The following is a 13,699-nucleotide window of genomic DNA, read 5'->3' as shown; positions in this document are numbered from 1 at the left end:
ATGGCGCGCGCCGTCGCAGCCGACATCCCACCCGGGTCGTTCGTCAACCTCGGCATCGGACAACCCACGAAGGTGTCGGACTACCTGGCGCCCGACAGCGGGATCGTGCTGCACACCGAGAACGGGATGCTGGGCATGGGTCCCGAGGCCGTCGGCGACGAGATCGACCATGATCTGACCAACGCCGGCAAGATCCCGGTCACCGAGCTGCCCGGCGCCGCGTACTTCCACCACGCCGACTCGTTCGCGATGATGCGCGGCGGGCACCTCGACGTCTGCGTCCTCGGCGCCTTCCAGGTGTCCGAGCGTGGCGACCTGGCCAACTGGCACACCGGCGCACCCGGAGCGATCCCCGCCGTCGGCGGCGCCATGGACCTGGCGATCGGCGCCAAGGACGTCTTCGTCATGATGTCGCTGTTCACCAAGGACGGCACGCCGAAGCTGGTGTCGCAGTGCACGTATCCGCTGACCGGCCTGGCGTGCGTCAGCCGGGTCTACACCGAACTCGCGACGTTCGCCGTCGGGGCGGACGGGATCCGCGTGATCGCCACCCACGGCATCTCCTTCGCCGAACTCCAGGAGCGCCTCGCCCCGACGCTCCGGCGCGTCGAGGACTGACCGTGCCGACCCACCTCGTCGCGAAGGAAGGCCACCCGCAGTGACTCTCAAGACCATCGCCACCGTCTGCCTGTCGGGCACGCTCGACGACAAGCTCGTCGCCGCCGCGCACGCCGGATTCGACGGGATCGAGCTGTTCGAACCGGACCTGATCGCATCGACGTCCAGTCCGGCCGAGATCCGCGGCCGCTGTGCCGAACTCGGGCTTCAGATCGTGCTGTACCAGCCGTTCCGCGACCTCGACAGCACCGATCCCGAGCAGTTCGAGCGCAACCTGGTGCGGCTCGACCGCAAGTTCGACGTCATGGCAGAACTCGGCGTCGACCTGATCCTGGTCTGCTCCAATGCGTCGGCCGACGCGGTCGCCGACATGGACCTGCTCGCCACGCAACTGCGGGCGGCAGGGGACGTCGCGAGCCGACGCGGCGTCCGGATCGCCTACGAGGCGCTGGCGTGGGGCCGCGAGGTCGACCTGTGGCAGCAGTCCTGGGAGGCCGTCCGGCGGGCCGACCATCCCGCCATGGGCCTGTGCCTGGACAGCTTTCACATCCTGTCGCGATCGTCGACCATCGACGACGTCGCCGACGTGCCGGGCGAGAAGATCTTCTTCCTCCAGCTCGCCGACGCGCCGCACAAGGACATGGACGTGCTGCAGTGGAGCAGGCACTACCGGCTGTTCCCGGGCGAGGGTGCCTTCGACCTCGTCGGATTCACCGGGGCCGTACTGGCCGCCGGGTATGAGGGGCCGCTGTCCCTCGAGGTGTTCAACGACGTCTTCCGGCAGTCGTCACCGGTCCGCACCGCGATCGACGCGGTGCGGTCACTCGGCGCCCTCGAGGCGGGTCTCGGCGACGCGCTGCCGCGACAGCGCTTCGACGCCGCCTTCGTCGAATTGAGCGTGACGCCCACCAACGTCACCGCCGCCGAACGTGCGCTCACCGCACTGGGATTCGCCCGGTCGGCGAGCCACCGGTCGAAGCGCGTCACGGCGTGGACGCAGGCCGCCGCGACCATCCTGGTGACCGTCACGACCGATGCGCCCGAGGACGATTCGTCGGCCATCGCCGCGATCGCGTTCGATGCGGAGGACCCGACGGGCTTCGCGGCCTCGGCCGAGGGCCTGAACGTCGCCGCCCTGCCGCGGGTGGTGCGACCCGGCGAGGCGGACCTGCCCGCGGTCGCAGCACCGGACGGCGTGTCGATCTTCTTCGTCTCCACCGAGAGCGGCGGCCTCGACTGGCGCCGCGACTTCGAGCCCGTGCCGGCGGGCGACGCGCCCGCCGGTGCCGGCATCACCGGGATCGACCACGTCTCGGTCACCGCGCCGTTCGACCGCTACGACGAGAGCGTCCTGTTCTATCGCTCGGTGCTGGGCATGCGCACCGACGAGGTGGCGGAGTACCCCGGACCGTACGGCCTGGTGCGCAGCCACCTGCTCCGGGCTCCCGATCCGTCCGGATTCGGTGTGGCGCTTGACGGTCCGCTGCTGCGGCGCGGCAAGTGGACCCCGGGCGTGCAGACTCCGCAGCACGTCGCCTTCGTCACCGACGACATCCTCGCCACCCTGAGCGGGCTGCCCGACGATGCGCCGATCCTGCGCATCCCCGCCAACTACTACGTCGACCTCGCGGCGCGCCTGGATCTCGACGACGCGTTCGTGGACCGGCTCCGCCGCTGCAACGTGCTCTACGACCGCAGCGCCGACGGGGAGTACCTGCACGCGTACACGACGGTGATCGGGTCGCAGGTCTACTTCGAGATCATCGAGCGGCGCGGCGACTACCGCGGCCGTCCGCTCGCGGACGCGCCGATCCGCATGGCGGCGCACGTCGCCGCGCGTCGCGGGCGGGTGGCGGCTGCCGGTTAGCTCGCGTTCGCCCTGAGCGCAATACTTCTCGGGCGTTCCTGATCTTGTTCTCAGTCGCGTCTCAGTGACCACCCGCACCGTGGTGTCATGACGACACCGCCGCCCGATCCCCGTGGCCACCCCCCGACCTGGGGCTACCCGCCCCCGATGCAGGTCGCGCCGCCGCCGCCCGCGGCCCTGCGGCCGAAGCCCCGTCGCACCGCCCTCATCGTCGGCGCCGCGGCGATCGCGGTCGTCAGCGGTGGCATCGGCGCGACGACGGCGGTGACCGTCGACCGGACGCACGACGTCCCGGCCGTCTCGCAGACCACGACGGCGTCGAGGCCCGCCGCGGCGCAGGCCGCACCCGGCGCACCGGAGGGCTCCGTCGAGGAGGTCGCGGCCAAGGTGATGCCCAGCGTCGTCAAGCTGTCGCTGAAGATGGGCGACGAGGGCGCCGAGGGGTCGGGCATCGTGCTGAGCCCCGACGGCCTCATCCTCACCAACAACCACGTCGTGGCCCCCGCGGCCGGCGAGGCGCCCGGTGCCCGGCCCGCCGCCATGAACGGCGCAGGCGACGTCACCACGAACGTCACGTTCTCCGACGGCCGGACCGTGCCGTTCTCCGTCGTGGGCACCGACCCGAGCGGCGACCTCGCAGTCGTGCGCGCCGAGGGCGTCTCGGGCCTGACGCCCATCGCCATTGGGTCGTCGAAGGACGTGAAGGTCGGTGAGAAGGTCGTCGCGATCGGTTCGCCGCTGGGTCTGGAGGGCACCGTCACCTCGGGCATCGTCAGCGCGCTGAACCGGCCGGTCGCCGCGGGTGAGGCCCAGGGCGGCGACGTCTCGGTCCTGGAGGCCCTGCAGACCGACGCGGCGATCAACCCGGGCAATTCCGGTGGCGCACTGGTCAACATGAAGGGCGAGCTGATCGGCGTCAACTCGGCGATCGCCAGCATGGGCGGCGGCTCCGGCGCGGGCGGCGGACAGGCCGGCTCCATCGGCCTCGGCTTCGCGATCCCGTCGGACCAGGCCAAGCGCATCGCCGGCGAACTCGTCTCCACCGGCACCGCGACGCACGGCTCCCTCGGCGTGCAGCTGAGCAGCGATCAGAACGCCTCCGGTGGCGCGGCGATCAGCGCCGTCACCGCGGACGGTCCGGCCGCCGCAGCCGGCGTCCCCGGCGGCGCCGTCATCACCAAGATCGACGACCAGGTCATCGACGGGCCCGAGGCGCTGGTGGCCGCGGTGCGGTCCAGGGCGCCGGGCGACACCGTCTCGCTCACCTACGTCGACGGCGGCGCCCCGGCCACCGCTCAGGTCACGCTCGGCAAGGCCTGACCCGTCAGTCCTTGCGACGCGGACCCGGCCGCCGCTTCGAGGTCTTGGCCTCCGGCGCCGGGTTCGTGTCGGCGGACAGCCCGGTGATACGGCCGATGGTGCTCACCCCGGGGATGTTCTGCACGACGCGGACGGCCTGATCGCCGCGCGCCACCACCGCCTCGAGCTGTGGTAGCAGCCGGTCGATGGCCTCGAACGTCGGGTCGGCGAGCGCCAGGTACCGCTCGAGCCTGTCGAGGTTCTTGTTGAGACGCTCGGTCGCGGCCGCCAGGTTCTCGATGAGGCCGGGCAGTTGCGCGACGATCTGCGCGGACGCCGTGGGCACCCGCAGGGCGCCGCTCGCCAGATCCTGCGCGGCGTTGGCGGCCGCCTGCGCCGCCGCCCGCAGGTCCGCGGGCTGTGATCTTCCCTTGTCGGTCATGCCATCAACTCTGGCGCAGCGCCCGTCGCCGCGAGGGGGTTTGACCGGAGTCGCGCGCTACCCGGCCGACGGCTCGTCGGGGACGAAGTGGGTGTCGGCGCCCGTCGTGAACACCACGTAGGCGCGCTTCCACGGCTCGTCGTTCACCAACCGCCACTCGTGGCCCGTGCCGGTGTGGTCGATCGCCAGCAGGACGTCCCCGGGATGAATCGTGAACGTCTCGCCGCCGACGGTCGAGAACTCCAGGACGCCGGACAGCGTGAGGACGTACTGCGGGATCGGATCGTTGTGCCAGTCGAACGACGAGTGCGCCGCGGTCTCCTTGAACTCGATCGACTCGGCGCCCACCAGCGCTCCGGTGGCGATGCTGCCGCGCTCGACGTGGGAGTTGCCATCGGGGCCGGTGTACAGGCGGAATGCTCGGATCATCGTCGTCCTTCTCTCGGTGGGCGGTACGTGCTCAACTCTGCCCGGTGGAGTCGCTCCCGTGATCCCGGCCAACGGGGGACGCGGGTGGCGGCTAGCCGGAACCGCGGCAGACGCCTGCGGGTGGCAGGCTGGCAGCACCGGACAGACGACGTAGGGGAGATCCATGACGCAGGGACCGTTCGCAGTGTTGGGCGCCACCGGTGCGCAGGGCGGTGCCGTGGTGACGGCGCTGCTCGAACGGGGCGCCGCCGTGCGGGGCATCACGCGCCGCACGGATTCAGCGGCGGCGCGCCGCCTGAGCGACGCGGGCGTCGAGGTGGTCGCCGCCGACCTCTCCGACGAGGCGTCGGTGGCGGCGGTGTTCGACGGCGTCAGCGGTGCGTATGCGCTGACGACACCGTTCGAGGAGGGGCCGTCGGCAGAGATCGCACAGGGCGAGACCATGATCGCCGCAGCGTCTTCCGCGCGCGTACCGCACCTGGTGTTCAGTTCGGTCGCGGACGCCGACCAGCACACCGGCATCCCGCACTTCGACAGCAAGGCCGTGGTGGAGCAGTCGCTCGCGACGTCTGGCCTGTCCTACACGATCGTCGGGCCGACGTACTTCTACGACAATCTCCTCAGCGGTCTCGACGACATCAAGGCGGGTGTCCTCGAGCTGGCCGTCCCCGCCGACAAGGGGCTGCAGCAGCTGTCCCGGCGCGACCTCGGCCGCTTCGTCGCAGCCATCCTCCTCGATCCCGAGCCGCACCGCGGGGCGCGCATCGACATCGCCTCGGACGACCCGTCGCCGCGCCGGATGGCGGAGGTGCTGGCGGGTGCGGTCGGCCGACCGGTGAACCTGGTGACCGACGATCCCGCCGACATCGAGTCCGAGGACATGCGTGCGATGTTCGGCTTCCTGTCCGGCGGCGGGTACACCGTGGACATCGCCGACCTGCACGCGCGGTTCCCCGACGTCGGCTGGCAGTCGTTCGGCGACTGGGTGGGCACCGATCTGGCCGCCGCGCTGTGACGGGCCGTCAGCGGAAACGGTGAAGCAGGCTGTCGCGCAGGCGCATCGGCACCACCAGTCCGATCGCCATGGCGGCCGTCACCGTGACGGCGATCGCCCCGTCGGACGCCGTGGCGGTCAGTACCTGCGCCGAGGCGTTGCCCGGCAACTGCAGGACGCCGCTGAGCATCCGGAACACGAACATGCCGGGAACCAGTGACACGACGGCGGCGAAACCAATGGCGGCGAACGGCATCCGCAAGAAATGCGACAGCGGGACGAGCAGGATGCCCACCAGCAGGCACGCGAGCAGCGCCGCGGTGGCGAGGCTCGTCCCCATGACGTCGAGCGCCCACCAGTGCACGCCGTGGGCGGCCATCCCGGCGAGCACCGGCCACCCGATCATGCGGTACGGCATTGAGAAGTAGACCGAGTAGGACGCGGCGGCGACCGCCGCGGCCAGCACGTCGAGGTACAGGGGCACCGCGGCCGTGGCGCCGGTGACCGGCAGCTCCTGACCGCCCGCGTGCAGGCCGACCACCAGGCCGAGCGCGATCGACACGAGAACCATTGCGGCGAAACCGATCCGGGCCGCACCGAGCGAGGTGCGCAGCGACAGCAGGTCGAGTGCGCCGTTCAGCACGTGCGGTCCGGGGACCAGGATCATGGCCGGGCACAGCGCGACGACGCCGGCCGCGGCACCCAGATTCAGGTGCACCGCCGCCGCGCCGACGAGACCGGCCACCACCGCTGCGACGAACGCCTGGATCAGGACGCCGACGCCGAACCTGCCCAGCGTGCGCCGGAGGACGCCGCCGACGGCGGCACTCGCCGCGGCCAGGAGGACGGCGCGGACGTCGTCGGCGCCGAAGATGACCGCCAGCGCGGCAGATCCGGTGGCACAGGCGAGTACGAAGACGCCGGGGTGCGACGGTGGCAGTGTCGCGGCGGCGGAGAGTCCGGCAGAGACGTCCGCCGCGTCGAGCGGCCCGTCCTCTGCGCGGTCGACCACGCGCATCGCGGCGGCGACGCGTCGCATGTTGATCGCGGTCGGCGTGACGGCCGCGACGCGCGGTCGGTCGCCGACGAGGATCAGCGATTCCCACGACGGGATCAGCCGGCTGCGCACGCCGAGCCCGGAGTTCAGCCTGTCGACCGCGAGCAGCGTCGTGCTGGTGGACTGGCCGTTGTCCTGCAGGAGGACGGCGGCGTCGAGCACCGTATCGAGCGGATCCGGTGTCTCGCCGCGCTGCTGGCTCACTCTGGCTCCTAGAACGGTCCGACCATGTCGGCCGGTACGACGATGCGGTCGAAGTCCTCGGCGCTGATCTTCCCCGATGCGAGCGCGGCCTCGCGCAGGGTGCCGCCGGTGCGATCGGCGTCGTGGACGATCGCCGACGCCGCGTCGTAGCCGATCACGGGCGACAGCGCCGTCACCAGCATCAGGGAGCGGTCGACGAAGTCGGTGATTCGCGTCCGGTTCACGTCGATGCCCTCGATGCAGAACTCGCGGAACTTCTCGCAGGCGTCGCCGAGGATGCGCGCGGAGTGCAGGAAGTCGTTGATGATGATTGGCCGCATCGCGTTGAGCTGGAAGTTGCCCTGTGAACCGGCTATCGCGAGACCCGCGTCGTCGGCGAGCACCTGGATGCAGACCATGACCATCGCCTCGCACTGCGTGGGATTGACCTTGCCCGGCATGATCGAGCTGCCGGGCTCGTTGGCGGGCAGTCGGAGTTCGGCGAGGCCGGCGCGCGGTCCCGAGGCGAGCCACCGGATGTCGTTGGCGATCTTCATCAGCGTGACGGCGAGCCCGCGCAGCGCCGCGCCCGCCGCGACGATGGCGTCCAGACCGCCGAGCGCCTCGAACTTGTTGGGGGCGGTGACGAACGGCCTGCCGGTGAGGTCGGCGATCTCGGCGGCGATCTCCGGGCCGAAGTCGTGCGGCGCGTTCAAGCCGGTGCCGACCGCGGTACCACCTGCGGCCAGCCGGTACAGCTCACCCTGCGAGGCGTCCACCCGGTCGATGGCCGTCCGGAGCTGGGCCGCCCAGCCGGACCACTCCTGGCCGACCGTCAGCGGGACCGCGTCCTCGAGGTGGGTGCGGCCGATCTTGACCAGGTCGTTCCACGTCGCGCCGGTCGTGGCGATCGACTCCTGGAGGTCGTTCGCCCGGGGCAGCAGGCGGTCCTGGATCTCGAGGACGGCGGCGATGTGCATGGCCGTCGGGAAGGTGTCGTTGGAGGACTGGCCCATGTTGACGTCGTCGTTGGGGTGGATGGGCTGCTTCGATCCGAGGGCGCCGCCGACCAGTTGGACGGCGCGGTTGCCGATGACCTCGTTGACGTTCATGTTCGACTGCGTGCCCGAGCCGGTCTGGAAGACGTACAGGGGGAAGTGCTCGTCCAGGTGCTTGCCGATCACCTCGTCGCAGACCTGGCCGATGACGTCGGCCTTCCACTGCGGCAGCCGGCCGGCGCGGGCGTTGACGCGCGCCGCGGCCTTCTTCACGTATCCGTAGGCGTGGTAGACCTCCTTCGGCATCTTGTCGTTGCCGATGGAGAAGTGGATGAGGGACCGCTGGGTCTGTGCGCCCCAGTACCTGTCGGCCGGGACGTCGATGGTGCCCATGGAGTCCGATTCGGCGCGCGTGCCGGTCGCGTCGATGCCGATGGGGACGTCTCGTATCTGCGGCGGCGAGGTCTCGTGCGATGTCATGCCTCAAGCCTTGCCGAGACGGCGGACGGAGTCGTCGACGCTAGCGGCCATCGTGGGTGGGGGTTAGCGGGCAGTGGGTGAGCGCTGTCCCGGCCGCGAGGGCGGGGGTGTCGCTCCCCGGTGCGTCATCATTCGTTGACGCGTGGGGGAGCGCTCGTGGTCGGGTGGCGGTCCGGGCCCCGCGTCGAGATAGCGCTGGTGGCTGCTGCCACTCGGACATCACGACCGTCAGTGCTATCTCGACGGCGAGCGACGGGCAGGGCTAGGCGAACTGCGAGTATGCGGAAACGAACAGCGTGTAGGGGTTCCCGAAACGGCCGTAGGCGCTTTCCATCTCCGAGACGACCTCGGCCCCCGTGGTGGATCGGCCGACCGCGCGGTCGAAGTCCTCGATGTACTTTCGCGACTGCGTCACCTGCCGGTTGGCATCGTCGTCCGGGGCGTCGGGATCTCGATGGCCGGCGATGATCGTTCGGGGGGCCAGGGCCGCAACGGTGTCGATGGTCGACAGCCATGCCTCGCGGGTCTCCGGCGTCGAGTTCCACAGCCACATGTGGACGTCGTTGTACACGGCATCGCCGGCGCAGACGGTGTCCAGGTCGTCGATGCAGACCACCGACCCGGCGACGCCGTCCGCGAGACCCACGGGCCGGAGCACCAGCGAGTGGCCCTCGAGGTCGACGACGTCGGTGGTGGCCACCGTCGGTAGCGCCGGGGAGGCGTCGTACCGATCGCCGAACCAGGTCGACCAGTTCGCCAGGCTGTCGGGGTGGACCTGTGTCCTGGCCTCTTCGACCACGTCGGCAAGCCCGACGAGACGTGCTTCCGGGAACGCTTCGAGTACCGGACCCGCACCGAAGAAGTGATCCCCGTGTCCGTGGGTGACCAGGATGTCCGTCACCCTTCGGCCGCGGTCGGCGACCCATGCCGCGAGTCGCTCGCCCTGGTCGATCGTCATCAGCGCGTCGATGAGGACGGCCTCGTGGTCGCCGGCGATCAGCGTGGCCGTCGAGGCCGGCCACGTCGCGCTGTCGGGACCAGGCCAGGCGGGTCCACCGTCGACGGGCAGGTACCCACCGTTGAACACCTCTATCGACAGCGTCATGGGGCGAACCGTAGTTTCGGCCCTGCCGCCCGTCCATAGGTCAGATGACTGGGATCAAGCACTGAGCGCGGCGTGCAATTGGTTGCGGCTGGTGATGCCGAGCTTCGGGAACACCTTGTACAGGTGGGCGGCGACGGTGCGGTGCGACACGTAGATGCGGTCCGCGATCTCCCGGTTGGTCAGACCGTCCGCAGCCATCTGGGCGATCTGTAGCTCTTGCGGAGTCAGCACCTCGGAGGCGGTGTGCGCCGACGGGCAGGCGGCGGGGGCGACACCCGCGGCGCGCAACTCCGCAGCGGCACGATGCCGGAACGGTGCAGCACCCGCGGCGTGGAACACCTGGACGGCGACCGCGAGGTGGTCGCGCGCGTCGGTGATCCTGCGTCGGCGCCGCAGCCACTCGCCGTAGAGCAGGTGCGTGCGAGCGTTCTCGAGCGCGGCATCGAATTGCCCGCCGGCACGCAGCGCCGCGCGGAAGTGGTCCTCGGCGTTCTCGGCGGCACCGGCCAGCACCGCGTGGGCACGGTGCACCAGCATGCTGTCGATCCCGAGCAACTTCGCCTGGTGCTCCGCGTCCGCCACGAACGGGCGGACGGCGTCCGCCTCGCCGCAGCCCGCGGCCGCCTCCGCCAAATCGGCGATCGCCCACCGCCGACTCGTCCGGTGCAGCGTCATCTTCGACAGGTGCTGCAGTGCCGCTTGGTGGTCGGCGCCGGCGAGTGCCGACAAGCCCGCGGCCCAGTGGACGTCGTCGTGCCACAGGATCGTGGGGTCGGCGGCCAAGTGCGCGCGGGCTCGGGACAGGGCTTCGCGGGCACCGTCGAGGTCGCCACGCCAGGTCAGCGCCCGAGCGTGGATGGCGGCGGCCGAATTGGCCGTCATCGCCAGGTTCATGTCCTCGGCCATCCGCAACGCGGTTTCCGCGGCGACGGCCGCCGCGTCGATCCGTCCCTCGACGAGCAACAACTGCGCGGTGCCACGGAGACCGCCGCACTCGTCGGCAGGCGATCCCCGTCTGCGCGCCGCGTGCTGCATGTGCGTCCAGCACCGCAGCGCCGAGCGGCGATCGGTAATCGCCTCCGCCGCGAACGCCAGAGACATCGACGCCAGGGGTGTGTCGGAGAGCGCCTCGACGAGGTCCGGAAGCCGTTCGGCCAGAGCCGATCCCGATCCGGTGTCGTCCACCAGTGCGCGGGCGATGTCGGTCAGCGGGTCGCCCGTATCGTCGGGGTCGAGTGCTGCGGCGACCGCGAACCGGGTGTGTGCCGGCAAGCCTCGCATGCGGCAGTCGATGGCCGCGGCCCACAGGAGTCTGCGCCTGCGCTCGTCACCCGCCGGGTGGCGCAGGGCCAGCGCGACGAGTTCGTCGGCGGACCGGCCGGGGGTCGCCGTGGTGACGTTGAGGACGAACTGGGTCACGACGAGGTCGGCGAGGCCGCTGGACGCGTCGGCCATGGGTTCGGCCTCGCGCAGGAGGTCGCCCGCTTCGGCGACGAGTCCGGCGGCCCTGGCGAACTCGGCGGCGGACACCAGCCGACGGACACGGCCCGTCGGGTCGGTCGACAGTGCGGCGGCCCGACGCATCGCAGCGGACGCCTCCGCACCGGCACCGCGAGATCGTGCGAGTTCGGCAGCCGCGTCGAGGTCCGCGGCGACGCGTTCGTCCGGACCGTAGGTGGCCTCGGCCCGGTGCCATGCCGACCGCACGGAGTCGGTGGCGGCGTCGGCGAGCGCCCGATGAACCTCGACACGCGACGCCAGGGTTGCGGCGCCGTATACGGCGGAACGAATGAGCGGGTGGCGCACGCGGATCCGCCCGCCGCCGACGCTCACCAGACCGGCGTGCTCGAGCGGACCGAGGAACTCGGTGAGTGCGAGGTCCAGGCCGTCGGCTGCGCAGCTGATCTCGGTCAGGGTGCCCTCGCTGGCCGCGATCAGCAGCAGGAGCGTGCGGCTGCCGTGGGGAAGGGTGTCCAGTTGCGCCAGGAACGCGCGTTCGACGCGACGGCTGGTGGGCAGGGGCTCACCGGTGAAGACGGCGCGGTGGTCGGCGAGATCAGCGGCCGCAGAACCTAACTCGAGGACGGCGAGCGGGTTGCCCGCGGCCTGGTCCAACACGTGGCGGGCCAGCTGGGCATCCAGTCTCCGCGGTGACGTTCCGGGCGAGGACCGGTCGAGCAGGGCCTCGGCGTCCACGCGGGCCAGTGGCTCCAGGGGCAGGCGTGGGAGGCCCACGAGCTGCGGTGCCGAGGCGTCGAGCGTGGTCCGCTGGGCGCAGAGCAGAACCAGCGGGGCATTGCTCAGCCGTCGGGCGACGAAGGCGAGCACGTCGATCGAGGACTGATCCAGCCACTGGACGTCGTCGATCACGAGCACCAGGCGGCGCTGGGCGGCGGCCTCCTCCAGCAGTCCGAGGACGGCGAGGCCGACGAGCAGACGGTCTGGAGCGGGCCCGTCCTCGAGGCCGAATGCGGTCATCAGAGCGGCGCGCTGGCGGGCGGGGAGGGCAGTTGCGCTAGCAAGGACGGGGTGCACGAGTTGGTGGATGCCGGCGAAGCCCACCTCGGTGTGGCTCTGCAGTCCGCAGCAGTCGAGCCGCCGAAACCCGTTGGCCGTGGCCCACTCCGCACCGACCGCCAGCAGCAGGGACTTGCCAATGCCCGCATCGCCTTCGATGACGAGAGCCCTACCGCTGGTCGACGTCTCGGCCAGCAGGCGGACCAGTGCGTCCCGCTCCGCAGTCCGGCCGACCATCACCGTCGGCAATCTATCAGAGCTGAGTAGGACTTGCCTATCCAGATAGAATGGCGACATGCCCGACGATCCGTGGTCCGACGAGGTCTGCCCCATCGCACGCGCCATGTCGGTCCTCGGGCAGCGGTGGGCCGTCCTAGTCGTGCGAGAAGCGCTGCTCGGGCGCTCCTTGTTCTCGGAGTTCCGGCGCGAACTTGGTGTCGCGCCCGATGTCCTGAGCGCCCGTCTGGCGGCCCTGGTCGAGGTGGGCGTGCTCGACGCGGTCGAGTACCAGGCGCCGGGCGCCCGTCGGCGCAATCGGTACGTGCTGACCGACGCCGGACACGACCTAATCCCCGTCCTGGCCGCGGCCGCACAGTGGGGTCACCGCCACATGACCCGGGCGGACAGCAGCCCCTACCGATTCGTCGAGTCGGCCACCGGGCGGGGCGTGGGTGTCGTCATGCGGCGACGGGACGGCACACTGGTTCCCACCGCGAACGTGGACCTGGTCGACGCCGGGCTGTCCCGGCAATAGTCATCTGACGGATGCCCCCCGGGCCTCCCGGGTGTGAGCGTGAGGACGCACGCCTTTCGTCCTCACCCAGGGAGTCCCACGCTTGAGCATCGACACCGCGATAGACACGACAGGGTCTGCGACCGCGCCCAATCGCCGACTCGACGTCGGCCAGGAGACCTACGCATACCGGCGGATGGGCACGGTCTCGGCCACGGTGCCGCCACTGCTGCTGCTGCAGCACTTCCGCGGCAACCTCGACTATTGGGACCCGGCACTGCTCGACGTGCTGGCCGTCAACCGCGAGGTCATCACGGTCGACCTGCCGGGCGTCGGGGGCTCGACCGGCGTCACCCCCGACAACGTCAACGACATGACCCGCCAGGCACTGGCATTCGTCGACGCGCTGGGCCTGCGAACCATCGACGTGCTCGGCTTCTCGCTCGGCGGTCACATCGCGCAGGAGATTGCCCTGGTGCGACCGCGGCTGGTGCGCCGGCACGTCCTCGCGGGTACCGCACCGCGGGGCGCGCCGAAGCTGCACCGGTGGTCGGACGACGTCTACGCCTGGGCATGCGGGGACGTGACGGCGCCGGACGACTTCATCTCGCTGTTCTTCTCCGGTTCCGAGGAGAGCACGAGGCGTGGGTGGGAGTATCTCGCCCGGACCCACGCTCGTACCGAAGACCGCGATCCCGAGACGACGCTCGGCTGCCGGGACGCGCAGTACCAGGCCCTGATGACGTGGGGCATCCCCGACTCGTCGCAGTTGGAGCGGCTGTCTGCCATCACCCAGCCGACGTTCGTCGCGAACGGCGACGACGACACGATGATGTCTACCTCCAACAGCCATCTGCTGGCGGAGCGGATCTCGGGAGCGCAGCTGCGCCTGTACCCCGACGCCGGACACGGCTTCCTGGATCAGTATCCGGTCGAGTTCGGCCAGCACGTCCGACAGTTCCTCGGCCGGTAGGGGA

12 protein-coding genes are annotated in these 13,699 nt (G+C 70.8%); 6 read left to right on the top strand and 6 right to left on the bottom strand.

The window, feature by feature from the left end; translation table 11 throughout:
• The 3 genes from AC1MEY_RS22785 (at position 1) to AC1MEY_RS22775 (ending at position 3,805) form a co-directional block, all read left to right on the top strand.
• Positions 1 to 618 carry a 3-oxoacid CoA-transferase subunit B gene (locus tag AC1MEY_RS22785; protein WP_480231627.1) on the top strand — a complete coding sequence of 206 codons (618 nt, stop codon included), beginning with the start codon at positions 1 to 3 and terminating at the stop codon, positions 616 to 618.
• Positions 619 to 658: 40 nt separating this feature from the next.
• Positions 659 to 2,485, top strand: coding sequence for a TIM barrel protein (locus AC1MEY_RS22780; RefSeq protein WP_480227646.1), 1,827 nt, complete (start codon positions 659 to 661; stop codon positions 2,483 to 2,485).
• A gap of 87 nt (positions 2,486 to 2,572) precedes the next feature.
• Positions 2,573 to 3,805 carry a S1C family serine protease gene (locus AC1MEY_RS22775; protein WP_480227645.1) on the top strand — a complete coding sequence of 411 codons (1,233 nt, stop codon included), beginning with the start codon at positions 2,573 to 2,575 and terminating at the stop codon, positions 3,803 to 3,805.
• Between the two features lie 4 nt (positions 3,806 to 3,809).
• On the opposite strand, the gene AC1MEY_RS22770 is transcribed toward AC1MEY_RS22775, so the two are convergent.
• The gene (locus tag AC1MEY_RS22770; protein ID WP_480227644.1) at positions 3,810 to 4,226 is read right to left on the bottom strand and encodes a hypothetical protein; all 417 of its coding nucleotides are present in this window, start codon (positions 4,224 to 4,226) and stop codon (positions 3,810 to 3,812) included.
• A 57-nt stretch (positions 4,227 to 4,283) separates the two neighbouring features.
• Positions 4,284 to 4,655: a cupin domain-containing protein gene (locus AC1MEY_RS22765; protein WP_480227643.1), complete on the bottom strand. Its 372-nt coding sequence runs from the start codon at positions 4,653 to 4,655 to the stop codon at positions 4,284 to 4,286.
• Between the two features lie 163 nt (positions 4,656 to 4,818).
• Between AC1MEY_RS22765 and AC1MEY_RS22760 the strand changes: the two genes are divergently transcribed.
• On the top strand, positions 4,819 to 5,670 hold the full coding sequence (locus tag AC1MEY_RS22760) for an NmrA/HSCARG family protein (protein WP_480227642.1): 852 nt from the start codon (positions 4,819 to 4,821) through the stop codon (positions 5,668 to 5,670).
• Between the two features lie 7 nt (positions 5,671 to 5,677).
• Here the strand turns inward: AC1MEY_RS22760 and AC1MEY_RS22755 are convergent, their stop codons facing one another.
• The 4 genes from AC1MEY_RS22755 to AC1MEY_RS22740 all read right to left on the bottom strand — a co-directional run bounded on the left by AC1MEY_RS22755 (position 5,678) and on the right by AC1MEY_RS22740 (position 12,226).
• Positions 5,678 to 6,910, bottom strand: a complete 1,233-nt coding sequence (locus tag AC1MEY_RS22755; RefSeq protein ID WP_480227641.1) for a threonine/serine exporter family protein — start codon at positions 6,908 to 6,910, stop codon at positions 5,678 to 5,680.
• Positions 6,911 to 6,918: 8 nt separating this feature from the next.
• A complete protein-coding gene (fumC, locus tag AC1MEY_RS22750) occupies positions 6,919 to 8,367 on the bottom strand; it encodes a class II fumarate hydratase (protein WP_480227640.1) in 1,449 nt (482 codons plus the stop codon).
• Between the two features lie 262 nt (positions 8,368 to 8,629).
• Positions 8,630 to 9,472, bottom strand: a complete 843-nt coding sequence (locus AC1MEY_RS22745) for an MBL fold metallo-hydrolase (protein ID WP_480227639.1) — start codon at positions 9,470 to 9,472, stop codon at positions 8,630 to 8,632.
• 54 nt (positions 9,473 to 9,526) lie between these two features.
• Positions 9,527 to 12,226 carry an AAA family ATPase gene (locus AC1MEY_RS22740; RefSeq protein ID WP_480231626.1) on the bottom strand — a complete coding sequence of 900 codons (2,700 nt, stop codon included), beginning with the start codon at positions 12,224 to 12,226 and terminating at the stop codon, positions 9,527 to 9,529.
• A 58-nt stretch (positions 12,227 to 12,284) separates the two neighbouring features.
• Here AC1MEY_RS22740 and AC1MEY_RS22735 point away from each other — a divergent pair, with 58 nt between their 5' ends.
• Together AC1MEY_RS22735 and AC1MEY_RS22730 are read left to right on the top strand one after the other, a co-directional pair.
• The gene (locus AC1MEY_RS22735; protein ID WP_480227638.1) at positions 12,285 to 12,743 is read left to right on the top strand and encodes a winged helix-turn-helix transcriptional regulator; all 459 of its coding nucleotides are present in this window, start codon (positions 12,285 to 12,287) and stop codon (positions 12,741 to 12,743) included.
• An 82-nt stretch (positions 12,744 to 12,825) separates the two neighbouring features.
• Complete coding sequence (locus AC1MEY_RS22730; protein ID WP_480227637.1) at positions 12,826 to 13,695, top strand: alpha/beta fold hydrolase; 870 nt, start codon at positions 12,826 to 12,828, stop codon at positions 13,693 to 13,695.
• Positions 13,696 to 13,699: the final 4 nt, after the last annotated feature.

The organism is Mycobacterium sp. PTI7 (genome assembly GCF_056679845.1).
Note: the sequence above shows the minus strand (reverse complement) of the source record. Positions and strands in the feature narration are given on the sequence as shown.

Excerpts from the sequence above, each read along its gene's own strand:
- AC1MEY_RS22785 (WP_480231627.1), top strand. The coding sequence starts at position 1 with ATGGCGCGCGCCGTCGCAGCCGACATCCCACCCGGGTCGTTCGTCAAC.
- AC1MEY_RS22735 (WP_480227638.1), top strand. The coding sequence starts at position 12,285 with ATGCCCGACGATCCGTGGTCCGACGAGGTCTGCCCCATCGCACGCGCC.
- fumC (WP_480227640.1), bottom strand. The coding sequence starts at position 8,367 with ATGACATCGCACGAGACCTCGCCGCCGCAGATACGAGACGTCCCCATC.
- AC1MEY_RS22775 (WP_480227645.1), top strand. The coding sequence starts at position 2,573 with ATGACGACACCGCCGCCCGATCCCCGTGGCCACCCCCCGACCTGGGGC.
- AC1MEY_RS22770 (WP_480227644.1), bottom strand. The coding sequence starts at position 4,226 with ATGACCGACAAGGGAAGATCACAGCCCGCGGACCTGCGGGCGGCGGCG.
- AC1MEY_RS22760 (WP_480227642.1), top strand. The coding sequence starts at position 4,819 with ATGACGCAGGGACCGTTCGCAGTGTTGGGCGCCACCGGTGCGCAGGGC.
- AC1MEY_RS22765 (WP_480227643.1), bottom strand. The coding sequence starts at position 4,655 with ATGATCCGAGCATTCCGCCTGTACACCGGCCCCGATGGCAACTCCCAC.
- AC1MEY_RS22745 (WP_480227639.1), bottom strand. The coding sequence starts at position 9,472 with ATGACGCTGTCGATAGAGGTGTTCAACGGTGGGTACCTGCCCGTCGAC.
- AC1MEY_RS22740 (WP_480231626.1), bottom strand. The coding sequence starts at position 12,226 with ATGGTCGGCCGGACTGCGGAGCGGGACGCACTGGTCCGCCTGCTGGCC.